17 protein-coding genes are annotated in these 17,984 nt (G+C 42.3%); 10 read left to right on the top strand and 7 right to left on the bottom strand.

Annotated features, from left to right (window positions below):
- Position 1: 1 nt before the first annotated feature.
- The gene (locus KXQ82_RS14410; protein WP_219489102.1) at positions 2-1,216 is read right to left on the bottom strand and encodes a 3-deoxy-D-manno-octulosonic acid transferase; all 1,215 of its coding nucleotides are present in this window, start codon (positions 1,214-1,216) and stop codon (positions 2-4) included.
- Between the two features lie 66 nt (positions 1,217-1,282).
- On the opposite strand from KXQ82_RS14410, the gene KXQ82_RS14405 reads away from it, so the two are divergent.
- From KXQ82_RS14405 to KXQ82_RS14385, 5 genes are read left to right on the top strand one after another with little or no spacing between them, the layout of a single operon-like run.
- Entirely contained in the window at positions 1,283-2,596 is a 1,314-nt protein-coding gene (locus KXQ82_RS14405; RefSeq protein ID WP_219489101.1) for a UDP-glucose dehydrogenase family protein, read from the top strand.
- A gap of 1 nt (position 2,597) precedes the next feature.
- The gene (locus KXQ82_RS14400) at positions 2,598-3,581 is read left to right on the top strand and encodes a UDP-glucuronic acid decarboxylase family protein (protein ID WP_219489100.1); all 984 of its coding nucleotides are present in this window, start codon (positions 2,598-2,600) and stop codon (positions 3,579-3,581) included.
- A gap of 2 nt (positions 3,582-3,583) precedes the next feature.
- Positions 3,584-4,609, top strand: a complete 1,026-nt coding sequence (gene galE / locus KXQ82_RS14395; protein WP_219489099.1) for a UDP-glucose 4-epimerase GalE — start codon at positions 3,584-3,586, stop codon at positions 4,607-4,609.
- Positions 4,610-4,648: 39 nt separating this feature from the next.
- Positions 4,649-5,701, top strand: a complete 1,053-nt coding sequence (rfbB, locus tag KXQ82_RS14390) for a dTDP-glucose 4,6-dehydratase (protein ID WP_219489098.1) — start codon at positions 4,649-4,651, stop codon at positions 5,699-5,701.
- A gap of 2 nt (positions 5,702-5,703) precedes the next feature.
- A complete protein-coding gene (locus KXQ82_RS14385; protein ID WP_219489097.1) occupies positions 5,704-6,447 on the top strand; it encodes a tyrosine-protein phosphatase in 744 nt (247 codons plus the stop codon).
- On the opposite strand, the gene KXQ82_RS14380 is transcribed toward KXQ82_RS14385, so the two are convergent.
- Positions 6,448-7,686: an ABC transporter permease gene (locus KXQ82_RS14380; RefSeq protein ID WP_219489096.1), complete on the bottom strand. Its 1,239-nt coding sequence runs from the start codon at positions 7,684-7,686 to the stop codon at positions 6,448-6,450. It abuts the gene before it with no gap.
- A 123-nt stretch (positions 7,687-7,809) separates the two neighbouring features.
- Positions 7,810-8,163, bottom strand: a complete 354-nt coding sequence (locus tag KXQ82_RS14375) for a HesB/IscA family protein (protein ID WP_219489095.1) — start codon at positions 8,161-8,163, stop codon at positions 7,810-7,812.
- Positions 8,164-8,255: 92 nt separating this feature from the next.
- On the opposite strand from KXQ82_RS14375, the gene KXQ82_RS14370 reads away from it, so the two are divergent.
- The 3 genes from KXQ82_RS14370 (at position 8,256) to dnaA (ending at position 12,248) form a co-directional block, all read left to right on the top strand.
- Positions 8,256-8,786: a DUF7935 family protein gene (locus KXQ82_RS14370; protein WP_219489094.1), complete on the top strand. Its 531-nt coding sequence runs from the start codon at positions 8,256-8,258 to the stop codon at positions 8,784-8,786.
- Between the two features lie 9 nt (positions 8,787-8,795).
- Entirely contained in the window at positions 8,796-10,346 is a 1,551-nt protein-coding gene (locus KXQ82_RS14365; RefSeq protein ID WP_219489093.1) for an acyl-CoA mutase large subunit family protein, read from the top strand.
- A 474-nt stretch (positions 10,347-10,820) separates the two neighbouring features.
- Positions 10,821-12,248: a chromosomal replication initiator protein DnaA gene (gene dnaA, locus KXQ82_RS14360; RefSeq protein WP_219489092.1), complete on the top strand. Its 1,428-nt coding sequence runs from the start codon at positions 10,821-10,823 to the stop codon at positions 12,246-12,248.
- A 100-nt stretch (positions 12,249-12,348) separates the two neighbouring features.
- Here dnaA and KXQ82_RS14355 read toward each other — a convergent pair whose 3' ends face one another.
- The 4 genes from KXQ82_RS14355 to KXQ82_RS14340 all read right to left on the bottom strand — a co-directional run bounded on the left by KXQ82_RS14355 (position 12,349) and on the right by KXQ82_RS14340 (position 14,940).
- Complete coding sequence (locus KXQ82_RS14355) at positions 12,349-12,897, bottom strand: NUDIX hydrolase (protein ID WP_219489091.1); 549 nt, start codon at positions 12,895-12,897, stop codon at positions 12,349-12,351.
- Between the two features lie 85 nt (positions 12,898-12,982).
- The gene (locus KXQ82_RS14350; protein ID WP_255563669.1) at positions 12,983-13,789 is read right to left on the bottom strand and encodes a TPM domain-containing protein; all 807 of its coding nucleotides are present in this window, start codon (positions 13,787-13,789) and stop codon (positions 12,983-12,985) included.
- Positions 13,790-13,838: 49 nt separating this feature from the next.
- Positions 13,839-14,273: a TPM domain-containing protein gene (locus tag KXQ82_RS14345; RefSeq protein WP_219489090.1), complete on the bottom strand. Its 435-nt coding sequence runs from the start codon at positions 14,271-14,273 to the stop codon at positions 13,839-13,841.
- Between the two features lie 88 nt (positions 14,274-14,361).
- Positions 14,362-14,940: a LemA family protein gene (locus KXQ82_RS14340; protein ID WP_219489089.1), complete on the bottom strand. Its 579-nt coding sequence runs from the start codon at positions 14,938-14,940 to the stop codon at positions 14,362-14,364.
- Positions 14,941-15,379: 439 nt separating this feature from the next.
- On the opposite strand from KXQ82_RS14340, the gene KXQ82_RS14335 reads away from it, so the two are divergent.
- Together KXQ82_RS14335 and KXQ82_RS14330 are read left to right on the top strand one after the other, a co-directional pair.
- On the top strand, positions 15,380-16,927 hold the full coding sequence (locus KXQ82_RS14335; protein ID WP_219489088.1) for an NAD(P)/FAD-dependent oxidoreductase: 1,548 nt from the start codon (positions 15,380-15,382) through the stop codon (positions 16,925-16,927).
- A 55-nt stretch (positions 16,928-16,982) separates the two neighbouring features.
- On the top strand, positions 16,983-17,348 hold the full coding sequence (locus KXQ82_RS14330; protein WP_219489087.1) for a CoA-binding protein: 366 nt from the start codon (positions 16,983-16,985) through the stop codon (positions 17,346-17,348).
- The last annotated feature ends 636 nt before the right edge of the window (positions 17,349-17,984 follow it).

Below are 17,984 nucleotides of genomic sequence, written 5' to 3'. Positions count from 1 at the left end.
GTTAGCTAATAGCTTGCATTATTGAGGCGGTGGCACCGGTATGCTCTTTAACATAAGCTTTTATTGATGCGCTTTTTTCGGCCCTCAGATCATTGTCATGAATGAGCTTTTCGGCAATGGCTTTTAATTGGATATCATTTTCTACACAAAAGCCAAGCTGCAGGTCCACTAAATCGCGGGCCTCCTTAAAGCGTTCGTATTCCGGCCCAAAAATTACAGGCAGGCCAAAAGCTGCGGCCTCTAATGTATTATGTATGCCCGCGCCAAAGCCACCTCCTATAAAAGCGATATCGCCATATTGGTATAATGATGATAACATCCCAATGTTATCAATTATCAGAACATTAAACTGTGATAATTCTTTTTTGGATCGCTCAATTTCTGAATAACGGATAACAGCATCGCCTGGTAATAATTTTAACAGGCGGGCTATTTTAGCTTCCTCAATTTCGTGCGGGGCTAAAATGAATTTCCAGTCCGGGAACAAAGGTATCAGTTGCGCTATTAATTCTTCGTCTTCGGGCCAGGTGCTGCCGCCAATAAAAACCCGTTGCCCGGCTTTAAATTGCTCAACAGGGTTGAGTTGTTTAGGGAATGAGGAATTTTGCCAAACCCTGTCGAAACGTGTATCGCCGCTTACCGAAACATTGTTTATACCCAGGTTTTTTAGTAATCGCTCCGATTCGTTATCCTGGACAAAGAAATGAGCAACAAATGATAATATTTTGCGGTGCAGGCTACCGTACCATTTAAAAAATACCTGTTTAGGCCTGAATATGCCCGAAATAATATATACAGGTATACTACGGCTATGTAGCTCGTTAAAGTAATGGTACCAATACTCATACTTTGTAAATATGGCAATGCCCGGGTTTATAGTTTCAATAAACTGCATGGCATTTTTTTTCGTATCTATCGGCAAATAATATACATAGTTGGCTAAGGGTGTGTTTTTTCTTATTTCGTATCCCGATGGTGAGAAAAAAGTGATCACAATAACACTGCTTGGATATTGAGCACGGTAAGCTTCCAAAACAGGGCGTCCTTGCTCAAACTCGCCGAGGGAAGCAAAATGAAACCAAATGCTTTTTTTTACGTTTAAGAATTTGACATTTTTTCTCCCGTTGATCCATAATTTTGCCTTTTTATTAAAAAAGGAGTATATAAATATTAAATTTAAATAAATTCGGATTATTAGATTGTAAATTAATAACATTTTAAAAACTGAATTACTACCTTCGTCGTCGAAGATAATTCAAATAAAGCAGGATAAAATCAAATTATGAAAATAGCTGTAGTAGGAACAGGGTATGTTGGCCTTGTTACAGGAACATGTTTAGCTGAAACCGGTAACGATGTGATCTGTGTTGATATCAATGCCGATAAAGTAAAAATGATGCAAAATGGAAAGATGCCGATCTATGAACCGGGCCTCGACCTTTTGTTTAACCGCAATATTGACCAGAATAGGTTACAATTTACCACCAATCTTGCCGAAGCTATTGAAGAGGCAAAAATTATCTTTTTAGCCCTGCCAACCCCTCCGGGTGGCGATGGCTCTGCCGATTTAAGCTATGTACTTGGTGCAGCTAAGGATATAGGTAAACTCATAAAAGAATATAAGGTTATCGTAACTAAATCTACCGTACCGGTTGGTACTGCAGATAAGGTAAGAACAGCTTTAGGTGCCGAAACTTCTGTTGAGTTTGATGTAGTATCAAACCCTGAGTTTTTACGCGAAGGTGTAGCCGTTGAAGATTTTATGAAACCCGATCGTGTGGTTATTGGCACTATGAGCGAGCGTGCACGTAAATTAATGGGCGAGCTTTACGCGCCATACGTACGCCAGGGTAACCCTATCATTTATATGGATGAACGCTCTTCTGAGCTTACAAAATATGCTGCAAACTCATTTTTGGCAACTAAAATTACTTTTATGAACGAGGTAGCTAACATGTGCGAGCTTGTTGGTGCCGATGTTGATATGGTACGCCGTGGTATTGGTTCTGATGAGCGTATCGGTCGCCGTTTCCTGTTCCCGGGCGTTGGTTACGGCGGTAGCTGTTTCCCTAAGGATGTACAGGCGCTGGTAAAATCGGCCGATGAGCATAAATACGATTTCAAAATACTAAACTCTGTTATCGAAGTAAATGAAACCCAGAAAAAGGTGCTGTTTGAAAAGGTAAAGAAATTTTATAAAGACGACCTTAAAGGTAAAAAATTCGCGCTATGGGGATTGGCCTTTAAGCCCGAAACTGATGATATCCGCGAAGCCCCGGCTTTGTATATTATTGATGAGTTAACTAAGGCCGGTGCTACAGTTGTGGCATTTGACCCTGAAGCAATGGCTAACGTGCGCAATGTAATTGGCAACAGCATTAGCTACGCGGCCGATCATTACAGCGCGTTGCACGGAGCGGATGCGTTACTTATTGTTACCGAATGGTCGTTATTCCGCACACCGGATTTTGATCAGGTTGGTAGTTTATTAAAAACAAAAACTATTTTTGACGGACGTAACCTTTACGACCTGAGCAAAATGGAAGAGTGCGGATTTTATTACAACAGTATAGGGCGTAAAGTAGTAAAAAATTAATATGGCTGATAGAAAACGAATACTTATTACAGGCGCCGCAGGTTTCCTGGGATCGCATTTATGCGACAGGTTTATAAAAGAAGATTTCCATGTAATTGGAATGGATAACCTGATAACCGGCGATCTGCGTAACATTGAACACTTATTTAAACTGGAAAACTTCGAGTTTTATAACCACGATGTTTCCAAGTTTGTACACGTAGCCGGCGATCTGCATTACATCCTGCACTTTGCATCACCGGCAAGTCCTATCGATTATTTGAAAATACCTATCCAAACCTTAAAAGTAGGTTCGTTAGGTACACATAACCTGTTAGGTTTGGCCCGTGCAAAAGGAGCAAGGATGCTTATCGCGTCAACATCCGAAGTTTATGGCGATCCTGCGGTTAACCCGCAGCCCGAAGAGTACTGGGGTAATGTAAACCCTGTAGGCCCACGTGGTGTTTATGATGAGGCTAAACGTTTCCAGGAAGCTATTACGATGGCTTATCATACTTTCCATGGTGTTGAAACCCGTATCGTGCGTATTTTCAATACCTACGGTCCGCGCATGCGCTTGAATGATGGTCGTGTGCTGCCTGCTTTTATAGGCCAGGCTTTACGTGGTGAGCCGCTTACCGTTTTTGGCGACGGATCGCAAACACGTGCATTTTGCTACGTTGATGATTTGATTGAAGGTATTTACCGTTTACTTTTCAGTGATTATGTTCAGCCGATGAACATTGGTAACCCTGATGAGATCACCATCCGCGAGTTTGGCGAAGAGATCATTAAGCTAACCGGTACCGACCAGGAATTAGTTTGTAAAGACTTGCCGGTTGATGATCCTAAACAGCGCCGCCCGGATATTACTAAGGCTAAAGCTATTTTAGGTTGGGAACCAAAGGTAGCACGTGCCGAAGGTTTGAAAATTACTTACGATTATTTCAAATCCTTGCCTGATAAAGAAATTCACCACAAAGATTTTTCTTACTACAATAAATAAACATGTCTAAAATATTAGTTACGGGTGGTTTAGGTTATATAGGTTCGCATACCGTTGTTGAGCTGGTAAAAGCAGGATATGAGCCGGTTATAGTTGATAACCTTTCAAACTCCAACATCAAAATTTTAGATCAGCTAACTAAGATCATCGGTTTTAAACCTGTGTTCCATCAACTTGATCTGTGCGATGTACAGTCTGTAATCAGTTTGGCCGCGGCCGAACCTGATATTACAGGCATCATCCATTTCGCCGCTTTTAAAGCCGTTGGCGAATCGGTAGCTAAACCTTTAAAATATTATCAAAACAATTTTTACTCACTTATTAACCTGCTGGAAACCTATTATGGCCGCAAAATTAATTTTGTGTTTTCATCAAGTTGTACCGTGTACGGTCAGCCGGATGTATTGCCTGTAACAGAGAATGCGCCTATAAAACCCGCTGAATCTCCATACGGAAACACCAAACAGGTAGCCGAAGAGATATTGCGCGAAATGACAGCATCGGGCAGTGCCTGTAAAGTAATATCATTACGTTATTTTAACCCGGTTGGCGCACATGATAGTGCTTTAATTGGCGAGTTACCAATTGGTGTACCTCAAAACCTGGTACCTTTCATTACGCAAACAGCTATCGGCAAACGCGAAAAACTAACCGTTTTTGGTGATGATTATAATACACCTGATGGAAGCTGCGTTCGCGATTATATCCACGTGGTAGACTTAGGTAAAGCTCACGTTGCTGCACTTAAGTTGATGGAAACCGAAGGTTACTCAAATATTTACGATGTATTTAACCTGGGTACAGGCAATGGCAATACCGTATTAGAAGTAATTAAAGCTTTTGAAGAAAGCACCGGCGAAAAACTAAACTATCAAATTGGTCCACGTCGCCCCGGCGATGTGGAAAAAGTTTGGGGCGATGTAACCAAATCAACCAACGTTCTTAAATGGACAGCCGAGCTTGGCATTGCAGATATGATGTCGTCGGCCTGGAATTGGGAAAAGTATTTGTCGCAAAACCCGTTTTAATATAGGCATGCCTTCAGGGCTGCACAGATTTTATTACTCATGAAAAAGATCATCATTACAGGCGGTGCAGGTTTTATAGGCTCACACGTGGTGCGTCGTTTTGTAACTACCTATCCTCAATATCAGATCATCAATCTCGATAAGTTAACTTATGCGGGTAACCTGGCTAACTTAACGGATGTTGAACACCTGCCAAACTACAAATTTGTAAAAGGCGATATTGTTGACGCCAAATTTATAGATGAGCTTTTTAAAGCCGAAAACCCTGACGCAGTTATACATTTAGCTGCCGAATCGCATGTTGATCGTTCTATCACTAACCCTTTAGAGTTTGTGATGACCAATGTGATAGGTACTGTTAACCTGCTCAACGCCGCCCGCGAATTGTGGAAAGGCAAATACGATGAAACCCGTTTTTATCATGTATCAACTGATGAGGTTTATGGTACTTTAGGCGATGAGGGAATGTTTACCGAAATTACCGCTTATGATCCGCATTCACCATACTCTGCATCAAAAGCAAGTTCAGATCATTTTGTACGTGCTTACCAGGATACTTATGGTATGAACGCCGTAATATCAAACTGTTCTAACAATTATGGTTCTTTCCATTTCCCGGAAAAGTTGATCCCTTTGGCTATTCATAATATCCAGCAATCAAAATCTATCCCGGTTTATGGTAAAGGCGAAAATATTCGCGATTGGCTTTGGGTTGAAGATCATGCCCGTGCTATTGATGTGATATTTCACAAAGCAGAGTCGGGTAAAACGTACAACATAGGTGGCCATAACGAATGGAAAAATATCGACCTGATCCGTTTACTTTGCCAGATATTGGATAAGAAATTGGGCCGTGCCGAAGGTGAATCTGAAAAACTGATCACCTTTGTTACCGATAGGGCAGGCCACGATCTGCGCTATGCTATTGATGCCACAAAGCTAAAAGATGAATTGGGCTGGACACCCAGCATCACTTTTGAGCAGGGTTTAGAGAAAACGGTAGATTGGTACCTGGCAAATGAAGAGTGGTTGCATAACATTACATCAGGCCATTATAAAGATTATTATAACGAACAATACGCTAACAGATAGAAATGTTCGGCATCTTCAAAAAAAAGGAAAAGGCAAGTACTAATTTTAACTTCGATGTGATCGGGGTTGATATGCACTCGCATGTTTTGCCCGGTATTGATGATGGCGCGCAGGATGTTGGCCAATCTATCCAATTGATCAGGGCTATGATGGACCTGGGCATTAAGCGCATTTTTGCTACGCCACACATCATGGCCGATTATTATCGTAATACCCCCGAAACAATAGGCGCGGCGCTTGAGATTTTAAGGGCTGAGTTGGTGAAGGAAAATATCGATATCAAGGTTGACGCCGCTGCAGAGTATTATTGCGATGAAGCCTTTGTTACTAAACTGGAAAACGAAAAACTCCTTACTTTTGGCGAAGAAAAATACCTGCTGTTTGAGTTCTCCTTTATGTCAATGCCCCCGGATTTTATGGAGACCTTACATAAAATGCGTAGAGCCGGTTACCAACCCATTTTAGCTCACCCTGAGCGGTACGGTTATTTTACGGTAGAAAAATGTACTGAATTAAAAGATTGGGGCTGCCTGATGCAGGTAAACACCACATCATTAACCGGGTATCACGGTAAAGAGGTGAAGAAGTTTGCCGAGCAGTTGGTTGATGAATTACTGGTCGATTTTATATCAAGTGATATGCACCACCTCAAGCATGCCGAATCGTTAAGGGAATCTTTAAAGCTGCCTTATGTTCAGCGTTTACTTTCGGAGTATCCCTTACTTCAAAATAAAGGCTTACTGTAATTACTCGTATCTTAATGCCTCTACCGGGTCAAGCTTAGATGCTTTATTAGCCGGGTAAAATCCCGATAATAAACCAATTCCGGTACATAGTACAATAGCGAGTGTTATCCATGCCCATGGTATAACAAATGATCCGCTTATAGCTACTGCTATCCAGTTACCAACGGCCATACCTAAGATAATGCCGCCCGCACCACCCATCAGGCATATTACTATGGATTCGATAAGGAATTGCTTGCGTATCACCGCCGGGGTTGCGCCTATAGCTTTACGGATACCTATTTCGCGTGTACGTTCGGTAACTGATACGAGCATAATATTCATCAGGCCAATAGATGCGCCAATCAGGGTTATTAAACCAATTGCCATGCCGGCAATGGTCATATTTGTCATTTGATCGCCCAATTGCTGTTGTACAGAATCGCTACGTGTAATCTCAAAATTATCATCGCGGCCAATGGGCAGCCTGCGTATGTTACGGAACAGCGAAGTAGCCTCGCCCGTAGTAGCGTCCAACGCTGTTGCTTGTGGTACCGTAACCCCAATAGTGAACGATGGATTTTTACTGGTGGTGATCTGCTTTGCTTTAAATACCGGGATGATGCATATTTTATCACCACTTCCGCCCGCGCTTGAACCTTTTGGCGCGGTTATCCCGATAACCCTGAATTTATTTGCCCCGATACTGATGGTCTGATCGATAGGATTTTGCTTTTTGAAAAGCTTATTTTTTATCTCTTCGCCAATAATAACCACGTTTGCACCATACTCCAACTCTGATGATGAAAAGCTGCGCCCTTGTGCAAGTTTGTATCCGCCTGTTACCAGGTAATTTTCATCAGCACCTATAACAGATATGTTCGGGTTAGTTTTAATATCATTAAATTTAGCAGTAGCGCCACCGGATACGTTGGTATTTACAGATATGAGCGCAGGTATTTTAAAGCCGTTTTTAAATCGCATGGCTTCATCATAACGGATGCTTTGGTAGGTTTTGCGGCGCCCTCCACCAAATTTAATGCCTGTACCCCGGTTACGAATGGTGAATGAATTGGCTCCCATGCTCGAAAAAGCATCAGTGGTAAATTGTTTGATACCCTCAATAGCGGTTAATATCCCCACCAGGGCCATAATACCAATAGCGATTATCAATGCCGTTAGCGAAGTACGTAACCTGTTGCCGCCAATAGATTGCAGCGCAACCGCAACGTTCTCCCTGAAATTCATTTGTACCGACATTCTATAAAAATAGCTTTTTTAAATTGTTTAGACGGTAAGGCGAAGGCAATTGTTACACTTCAATACAAACAAAAAAGCACCCGTAGTTACAGGTGCTTTTATATATTGTGATGATTGGATTACTTATACCGAAAACGAAGTGCCACAACCGCAGGTACTTGCCGCGTTAGGGTTATTAAAGGTAAAGCCACGTGCATTCAATCCATCCTGAAAATCGATCTGCATGCCGGCAAGATATAAACCGTGCGCTTTGTGCATGAATACCCTGATGCCATCGATCAAAAATTCCTGATCGCCATCTTTTTTCTGGTCAAAACCCAATACATAGTTCATGCCTGAGCATCCACCACCTTCAACGCCAACACGTAAGCCAAAATCGTCGTTCAGCTCTTGCTGATCTTTCAATTTAAACAGTTCTTTAACTGCTCCGGCAGTAAAAGAAACAGGGGCAGCAAGGGTTTCAACAGCAGTATTCATCTTATTTTTATTTTGATATACAAATATACAGCAAATTGTGGATTTTTGTCCCCCGGTGATCGTTTATGACATCGTACTAACACTTATAAAAAATGGAGATCTATCCTTATATAATGGATATCATTAAGTTCTTTGTAGCCGGTATGGCTATAGTAGGGGCTACTTTCGCTTTAATAAAACCTTATATCGACAGAAATGAGCGAATACAATTGCTTGAGTTGAAAAGGGCGGCGTCAAACCAAACCCTGCCACTGCGCTTGCAAGCGTATGAGCGTGTGGTGCTATTTGTAGAGCGTATAAACCCCGCAAGTCTGTTAATCCGTTTGAACGCCAATTCATATTCGGCAGCCGAATTGCATAGTTTGGTAGTAGCCGAGATCAGGAACGAATACCAGCACAACATCAGCCAGCAAATTTATGTTAGCACAAAGGCATGGAGCGTAGTACGCCGTGTTAAAGATGATACCATGGGTATTATTACCAATGCTGTAAAAGGCTTGCCCGAGGATGCTTCGGGTTTGGACCTGAGCCGTACCGTGTTAACCCACTTAAGTACGCTTGAAGAAAACCCGTATGATATTGCTACTATATTGATTCGCCAGGATCTGGACAATATTTTATAAATTGCGGATATGGCCGAAAAGAAGATCACCACAAGTTCAGGTATCGAGATAAAGGAAGTTTATACCTGCCTGCCCAAACCGATGGATGAGCGGCCGGGCGAGTTCCCCTTTACCCGTGGTATTCAAAAAGACATGTACCGTGGCCGGCCGTGGACAATGCGCCAATACGCAGGCTTCTCCACCGCTGAAGAATCCAATAAAAGGTATCACTACTTATTAAGCCAGGGTACTATGGGTCTTTCTGTGGCTTTTGATCTGCCTACACAGATAGGCTATGACTCTGATCACGCTTTAGCGGAAGGCGAAGTAGGTAAAGTAGGCGTAGCTATTGATTCGCTGCAGGATATGGAGGCCCTGTTTAACGGGATCGAGCTTCAAAAGATCACCACTTCAATGACTATCAATGCCACAGCATCAACCCTGTTGGCAATGTACATCGCTTTAGCAAAAAAACAAGGTGCTGATCTTAGTCAAATATCAGGCACTATCCAGAACGATATATTAAAAGAGTATGCCGCGCGGGGTACCTATATATATCCGCCGCAGCAATCCATGCGTATTATTACCGATGTGTTTGAATATTGCAGTAAAGAGCTGCCCAAATGGAATACCATATCTATATCGGGTTATCATATCCGCGAAGCGGGATCTACCGCCGTGCAGGAACTGGCCTTTACTTTGGCTAATGGCAAAGCTTACCTGAAGGCCGCTTTAGACGCCGGCTTAGATATCAATATTTTCGCCAAAAGGCTATCGTTTTTCTTTAACTGCCATAACAACTTTTTTGAAGAAGTATGTAAGTTTAGGGCTGCAAGGCGTATGTGGGCAAACATTACAAAGGAGCTTGGCGCTACAGACGCCGGGGCTCAAAAATTACGCTTCCATACACAAACCGGCGGTTCTACTTTAACGGCACAGCAGCCCATGAATAACATTGTGAGGGTTACTACCCAGGCAATGGCCGCGGTATTAGGCGGTACGCAATCATTACATACAAACGGGTATGATGAGGCGCTGTCTTTACCTACAGAAGCTGCTGCTAAAATTGCGTTGCGTACCCAACAGATCATCGCGTATGAAAGTGGCGCTACCGATACTGTTGACCCCCTGGCAGGTTCTTATTTTGTTGAAACGCTCACCACTGAGATAGAAGCCGCGGCCCAATTGTATATAGATAAGATAGATGCCATGGGCGGCTCGGTAAAAGCCATTGAGCAAGACTATATTCAGCAGGAAATAGCAAAATCGGCATACGAATACCAAACCCAGATAGAAAATGGCGAGCGGATATTGGTAGGCGTTAACCAGTTTACCGAAGATGCGGGCATAGGCATGGAAGTTTTCAGAGTGGATGATTCTATCCGTATACACCAAACTGAAAAGCTAAACAAGTTAAAAGCTACCCGCGATAATGAAGCCGTTTCGCAAGCCCTTGTTGAGCTTGAAGCCGCGGCAAAAGGCGGCCCCAATTTGATGCCTTTTATACTGAAAGCTGTGGAAAACTATGCCACACTTGGCGAGATTGCCGACGTGATGCGGAACGTTTTTGGAGAATACTAATAGCAAAAAGACAGCAAATAGCTGTAAACCAATAGGAATAAGAGAGGTGAAATTTTTTTCAAAAAAAGTTGTTAACAGCCCCCTCATCTGCTAAAAATTCCCTAATTTTAATTTTTGAAAATCACCTGCTGGCAGGGGCATTTTATAGGTGTGAAAACATCGTGATCTATGTCGCTTTCGCAGTCTCTTCGGTATCACATAACGTGTGATAATGTAGTAATTTTTAATAGTCGGATCAGTGCGGACGTAAAATGGTGGAAGATAAAAATTTTACTGTTATGGGCTTTTTAACGCTTATTGTGAGCCCCCGGAAAATAATAATATGGCGTAGAGAATAGTGTAGGAAAAGGATGTTTAAAATTTGAAAATATAATTTTTTAATTAGGTTATTTTTTCAATATTCGATGTTCCGAACCCGCCCCCGCGAAAGTTTGGCTGGGGTTAGTAAATCAATATAATAGAAGATAAAGATCAATGGAAAAAACTTGTACGAGCGTTTGGAATAGCTGCTTACTCATTATTAAGGATAACATACCAGCTCAAAGTTTTAAAACCTGGTTCGAACCTATCAAAGCCTTAAGGATTGAAGGAAGCGTATTAACCATACAAGTACCAAGCTTATTCTTTTTTGAGTGGCTCGAAGAACACTATGTTGGCTTACTGCGTAAAACTATAAAGAAACAATTAGGCGAGGATGGGCGCCTGGAGTACAATATCGTTGTAGAGCAATCATCATCGAGCAAACCGTACACTACCAACATGCCATCAAACGGAAATGGGGCCGAAGGTAAAAATCAATCGATGCCTATCCCTATTTCTATCAACAAGGATATTAAAAACCCTTTTGTTATACCGGGCCTTAAAAAGCTGCAGGTAGATCCTCAACTAAACCAAAACTATACTTTTGATAGCTTTATTGAAGGCGATTGTAACCGTTTGGCACGTTCTGCAGGTTATGCTGTTGCGGCTAAACCGGGTGGTACATCATTCAACCCCTTAATGATATACGGTGGTGTTGGCTTAGGTAAAACTCATCTGGCACAAGCCATTGGTAACGAAATAAAACGTACCCTGCCTGATAAGCTGGTGCTATACGTATCGTGCGAAAAATTCACTCAACAATTTGTTGATGCCTTAAAGCATAATAACATAAACGACTTTGTTAACTTTTATCAGGCTATTGATGTGCTCATTATGGATGATGTGCACAACTTTGCCGGCAAAGAAAAAACACAGGATTTCTTCTTCCACATCTTCAATCACCTGCACCAATCGGGCAAGCAATTGATCATTACATCCGATAAGGCGCCTAAAGATCTTGCCGGTTTGGAAGAGCGTTTACTATCACGTTTTAAATGGGGTCTTTCGGCCGACTTGCAGGTTCCTGATCTGGAAACCCGTATGGCTATCCTAAAAACAAAGATATATCAAGACGGCATTGATCTTCCGTACGAAGTGATTGAATACGTAGCGCACAACATTGATAACAACGTGCGTGAGTTGGAAGGCGCCATGGTGTCGTTACTGGCCCAGTCAACCCTTAACCGTAAAGAAATAGACTTGAATCTTGCCAAGCAGATGTTGAAGAACTTCATCAAGAACTCTACTAAAGAGATTTCGATGGAATACATACAGAGCCTGGTATGCGAATACTTTGAAGTTCCTATCGAAATGGTAAAATCGCAAACCCGCAAACGCGAAATTGTACAGGCCCGCCAGATATCGATGTACCTTGCCAAGGCACATACCAAAAGCTCACTCAAATCTATCGGTAGTTTTTTTGGCGGCCGCGATCACTCTACCGTGATATACGCCTGCCAAACTGTAGAAGACTTAATTGATACCGACAAGAAATTTAAAGGCTACGTAGCCGATATTCAGAAGAAACTGAAAATGTCGTAACAATAACGCGTAAATAAATCGAAAGCCTTGCTTATTAAGCAGGGCTTTTTTGTGCCGTATTTCGGATAAAAAAGCTAATAATTATAAACTCCCGACTCTTCTATATTTCCCCCAACTTCATCAGCGCATAAAACAAATTAGTGCAGTGCAAAGCCTGCGCTATCTTATTATCAGCCAAAAGCTGTTTAACCTCGGCAATGGTATACTCCTCTACTATAATCTCTTCATGCTCATCTAAGCTTTGTTCCTGCACTTTTTTGCCATTTTTAGCTAAATAACAATAGGTATGGTTATTGGCTGTGGCAGGGTTGCCGTAAACAACGCAAAGCAATTCAAAATTATCAAAAGCATAACCTGTCTCCTCCAGTAACTCGCGTTTTATGCCAAGTTCGGCCGCTTCGCCTTTTTCAATTACGCCGCCTGGTAACTCCAGTGATACAATGCCCGCCGCATGCCTGTACTGGCGCACCATTACTATCTTGCCCTCATCGGTTATGGCAACAACGTTACACCAGTTGGGGTATTCTAATACAAAGTAAGGGTCTTTAATACGTCCATCGGGCATTTCGCAACGGTCGCGTCTAAGTGTTGCCCAATCGCCTTTGTGTGTATATTCCGACGACAGCACTTTCCATGTAAGATCCTTCATATAAAATAAAATGTATTGTATTTAAACTATTGATTGCAAAGTCATCCAACTAATGACTAATGACTAATGACTAATGACTAATGAACTACCAGCTCCCGCTCGAACCACCGCCGCCAAAGCTTCCGCCACCAAAACCACCAAACCCACCGCCGCCGCCACCCGAGCTTCCGCCACCAAATCCACCACCGCCAAAACCATCATCACCGCGGCTGCTACTACCCAGGGCCGATCCTGCTAAAAACCACCAGAACGGGCTTGCGCTACCGCGCCTGCCAATTATCTGCCCGCCACCGCCATTGTTCTTTCTAAATATCATGATCAATACAATAATTACGATAAAAACAATAATACCAACACCACTGCCATTGCTGTCGTTTTGCTTGTCGGCAGCCTGCTCATCAGCTTTGTATTCACCTTTCATATACTTCATCAACGAAGTAGTAGCTTCATCAAGTCCAGCATAATAGTTGCCCTGTTTAAAATTAGGCTTTATCTGTTGTTGAATAATCTGGCTGGTTATGGCATCCGGTACAGCACCTTCGGCACCATAGCCGGTTTGTATGGTTACTTTGCGGTCTTCAAGCGCGGCTAATACCAATATGCCGTTGTTTTTACCTTGCTGGCCAATACCCCAGGCACGGCCTAAAGCAATAGCGTATTGCGCGATATCATAACTCCCGGTCGATTTCATCAAGACCACAGCTATCTGGGTAGATGTAGAATCGTTAAAGGCAACAAGCTTATTTTCCAGCGCGGTTTTATCCTGCAGCGAAAGTGTATTGGTAAAATCGGTAACCAATGTGCCCGATTTTACAGGAATCTCCTGCGCAAACAAGATACCGCATGTTAGTATGAGGGTACAGGTGAATATGATTTTTTTGAACATCATCATAATTTGATCGATAGTCGGACTTTGTTTCGGGGTAGGCTTAGCGGGGGCTTTATTCGCCATCCATAAATGCGATATCATCGCTAAGCTCGTTAGTTTTACTTTCTTCGCCCGGAAAATATTTAGCCATTTGTTCTCCCGCAAGGCATAAGCCTAAAGTTAGCCCCTCAACAAGCGCCCCTTGTTTAAAGTGTTGTAGCATCAATTCTTTGGTGCTGTCCCAAAAATTGGGAGGCACAACCGCGTCAATACCCTTATCGCCAATAATGGCAAACTTACGGTCAACAGTAGCAAGGTATATCAAAACGCCATTTCTGTGGCGTGTTTGGTGCATATCCAGTTTATGGAAGTATTTAGCGGCACGCGCCAATACATCTTCGTTGCAGGTTTTCTCTACACAAACCCGTATCTCGCCCGAAGTATGCCGCTCTGCATTTTCAATGGCTTTCTGCACCTGTTGTTGCTCCTCGTCAGAAAATAAACTCATCTCTTATTTTTGATTTATTGAATGATCGATTTATAGATTGTTTGTTTTTCAAATTCAATCATTCAATAAATCAATCACTCAAAAATAATTAGAACTTAACCTTTGGTGCGTTCTCTGCACCTGCGTCAGCCTGAAAGTACCCCTTTTCGCTAAAGCCAAACATCTTAGCGGTAAGATTAGCCGGGAATGAGCGTATTTTACCATTATATTCCTGTACCGCGTCGTTAAAATCTTTACGGGCAACGGTAATACGGTTTTCGGTACCTTCCAATTGTGCCTGCAAAGCTAAAAAGCTCTCGTTACTTTTTAAGGTAGGATAGTTTTCTGTAATGCTCATCAGTTTACCCAAAGCGGTACTTAACTGGCCTTGTGCCGCCTGGTATTTCTGGATAGTTTCGGGGGTTAACTTTGTTGGGTCAACCGTCATCTGTGTAGCTTTGGCGCGTGCGTTTATCACATCAGTTAAAGTGCTTTTTTCAAAATTGGCTGTACCCTTAACAGTTTCAACAAGGTTTGGTATCAGGTCGGCGCGGCGCTGGTAATCGTTTTGTACCTGTCCCCATTTCGATTTTATGTTTTCGTCCATTTTAACCATACTGTTATAACTGCACGAACTAAGCGACATAGCCGCTATCACGATCATTAATACTGAGAATATTCTTTTCATTTTATTTATGGGTTTTGTTATTATTATAATTATTCAATCAAACGCAGCGTTTGATGGGTAAATATGGGGTTTTTGATTTTGGATTTTTCGTTTTTGTTTGCTTTTAAAAGGTATTCAAGAGGGCTGCGCCGTTTCGAATGTTCAATTTTGGATTTTTCTCATGGGCAATTATGAGTAAATTCAATCATTTAGTCCTTCAATCATTAAATAGCACATGAGTATTTTTGTAAACTCAATTTTACCCTTTTTTGTTTGATGTTGATTTCCAAAGAGCATTAAACAAAAATACGATTTTTAGCCGCATCGCCTACGCTCCTCCACGCAATAAATAAGCGATGAGCAAATCAACGTAATTACTCAAATCAACAAAATCAACGGTCAACAATCAGCGGCCATTATGTATCTTTGCAGCATCCGGGATAAAAACCCGGCACACATCATGATAAAAGAGATCGAAATAACCTGCCTTCCGCAAGAACATGAAAATACAGATGCATTAATAAAGATAGCATCTGCCGCGCTAAATATTCCGGTAAAACGCATCTCAACAGTAAAAATCATCAAACGCTCTATTGATGCCCGTGGCCGTAAGGTTATCTATCGTATGCAGGTAAAAGTGTTTATTGATGAGCAACCGGTACCCGATGTTTTTATTGGTGATTATCAAAATGTGGCCACAGCAAAACCTGTTATTATAATAGGTGCCGGTCCGGCCGGGATGTTTGCCGCCTTACAATGTATTGAGTTGGGATTAAAGCCCGTGATACTGGAACGTGGTAAAGATGTAAAACAACGCCGCCGAGATCTGGCCGCTATTAATAAGGAAGGCATCATCAATCCCGAATCAAACTATTGCTTTGGCGAGGGTGGGGCAGGCACTTATTCTGATGGAAAACTTTACACCCGCTCAACCAAGCGCGGCGATGTAAACCAGGTACTCAAAATATTTGTAGCACATGGCGCCGATACTGATATTTTGGTTGATGCCCGCCCGCACATTGGCACCAACAAGCTCCCGCAGATCATTGCCGAAATCAGGCAGACCATATTAAATGCCGGTGGCGAAATTCACTTCGATACCAAGGTAACAGGCCTCAATATTTCTTTCGGTAAGATAAAAGGAGTGAAGACGGCATCCGGCAATGATATTAATGCCGATGCTGTCATCCTGGCCACCGGGCACTCCGCCCGTGATGTCTTCGAAATGCTGCATAATCAGGGAATCCTTATCGAGCCTAAGGCCTTTGCTTTAGGTGTTCGCATTGAGCACCCGCAACAAATAATAGATCAAGCCCAATACCATTGCGAAACCCGTGGCGAGTTTTTGCCGCCATCTTATTATAACCTGGTCGAACAGGTTGATGACAGGGGCGTGTTCTCTTTCTGTATGTGTCCTGGTGGCATCATTGCTCCCTGCGCTACCGATTATAATGAGATCGTGGTGAACGGATGGAGCCCTTCAAAGCGTAATAACCCATTTGCCAATTCGGGTACTGTAGTACAAATTAATCTCGAAGATGTACCCGGTAAGCCCGATGATCCTTTCCGCATGCTCAATTTTCAGCACGATATCGAGAAGGCGGCATACGCGTTGGGCGGCGGTAACCTGGTTGCCCCCGCCCAACGCATGGTTGATTTTTGCGAAGGCCGCACATCTGTCAATTTGCCCCTTAACTCTTACCTTCCGGGAACGAAGAGTGTATCCTTAACAGATGTGTTGCCTCAGCGTGTGCATCATAGGTTAAAGAAAGCGCTGCCTGCTTTCGGGCGAAAGATGAAAGGCTACTATACTAATGAGGCTATTTTGGTGGGCGTAGAGTCGCGCACATCATCTCCCGTAAAGGTACCCCGCGATAAAGAAACACTACAGCACCCGCAAATTTCCGGCTTATTCCCTTGCGGCGAAGGTGCCGGTTACGCGGGTGGCATAATTTCTGCTGCTATAGATGGTATCAACTGCGCATCGGCAGCGTTTAAAATTTTGTAATAGCTTTTGCCGGGCTGTATTAATAGTTAGTATATATAATATAAGGAGTAGAAAAATGGCTGATAAAAAAACTTTGGTATTAGGCGCCACACCCAATCCGGGCCGTTACGCATACCTTGCCTCAAACCGCCTGGCTAATAACGGCCATACAATAATTAATGTAGGCCTTAAAACCGGGGTAGTGGCAGGTGTTATTATTGAGAAGCCCGAAGTGATACATTCCGATATTGATACAATTACTTTATATGTAGGCCCTCAAAACCAGCTTCCGCTGTATAATTACATATTACAAACTCACCCAAAACGAATTATTTTTAACCCCGGAGCCGAAAATCCGGAACTCGAAGCATTGGCAATTGAGCAGGGTATACAAACTTTAGAGGCCTGTACACTGGTATTATTAGCTACCGGGCAGTACTAACGCTGTTTAATTATGCCAATGGGTGGGCTATAACACAGGTAGTTACAATATAGTTTTAATTTAATGCAAATTTCTTTTGGTTGGGATAGGTTTTTGTCCCTATATTTGCAATCCCAAAACGAAATATGGGGCTCGTTATTTGAACATTGCAAGGTTAAAAATCAAGTCAAAAAAATAAAATTTATTATTTGGCAATCCTGAAAATCTTATTACCTTTGCAGCCCGCAACGGGGGAACGAAAGGGATAAGAAGAGAAGGAAAAGAAGCAAAAAAGAAAACAAATTTTATTTCAAATAAAATTTGGAAACAAGAAAAGAGTTTCTACCTTTGCAATCCCAAAACGAACGGGTCGAAAAGTTAAAAAGTAAAAGCTTTAAACTTGGAGAAAAAAAGGAAGAGATTCCTTGAAAACAAAAACAAACTTAGAGCGATTTTGAGTTTAGAAAAAATGAAAGTTTAAGTAATTCGGAAGGGTTACATAAATATAAAGCCAAAGCGTGAAGCGGCGGCGAGAAAGTTCTTTAAAAGGAGTAACATGATGCATAGCGATAAAGATCGAAATGCAAGGAAGAGAAAAAAGAAAGATAACAAGAGATAGGTATCTGTAAAAAGAATAATTTACAGATTCTACATATA

The organism is Mucilaginibacter rivuli, assembly GCF_019391655.1.
Lineage (GTDB): Bacteria > Bacteroidota > Bacteroidia > Sphingobacteriales > Sphingobacteriaceae > Mucilaginibacter > Mucilaginibacter rivuli.
The sequence above is the reverse complement of the archived record's forward strand: the minus strand, read 5'-3'. Positions and strand labels throughout refer to the sequence as shown.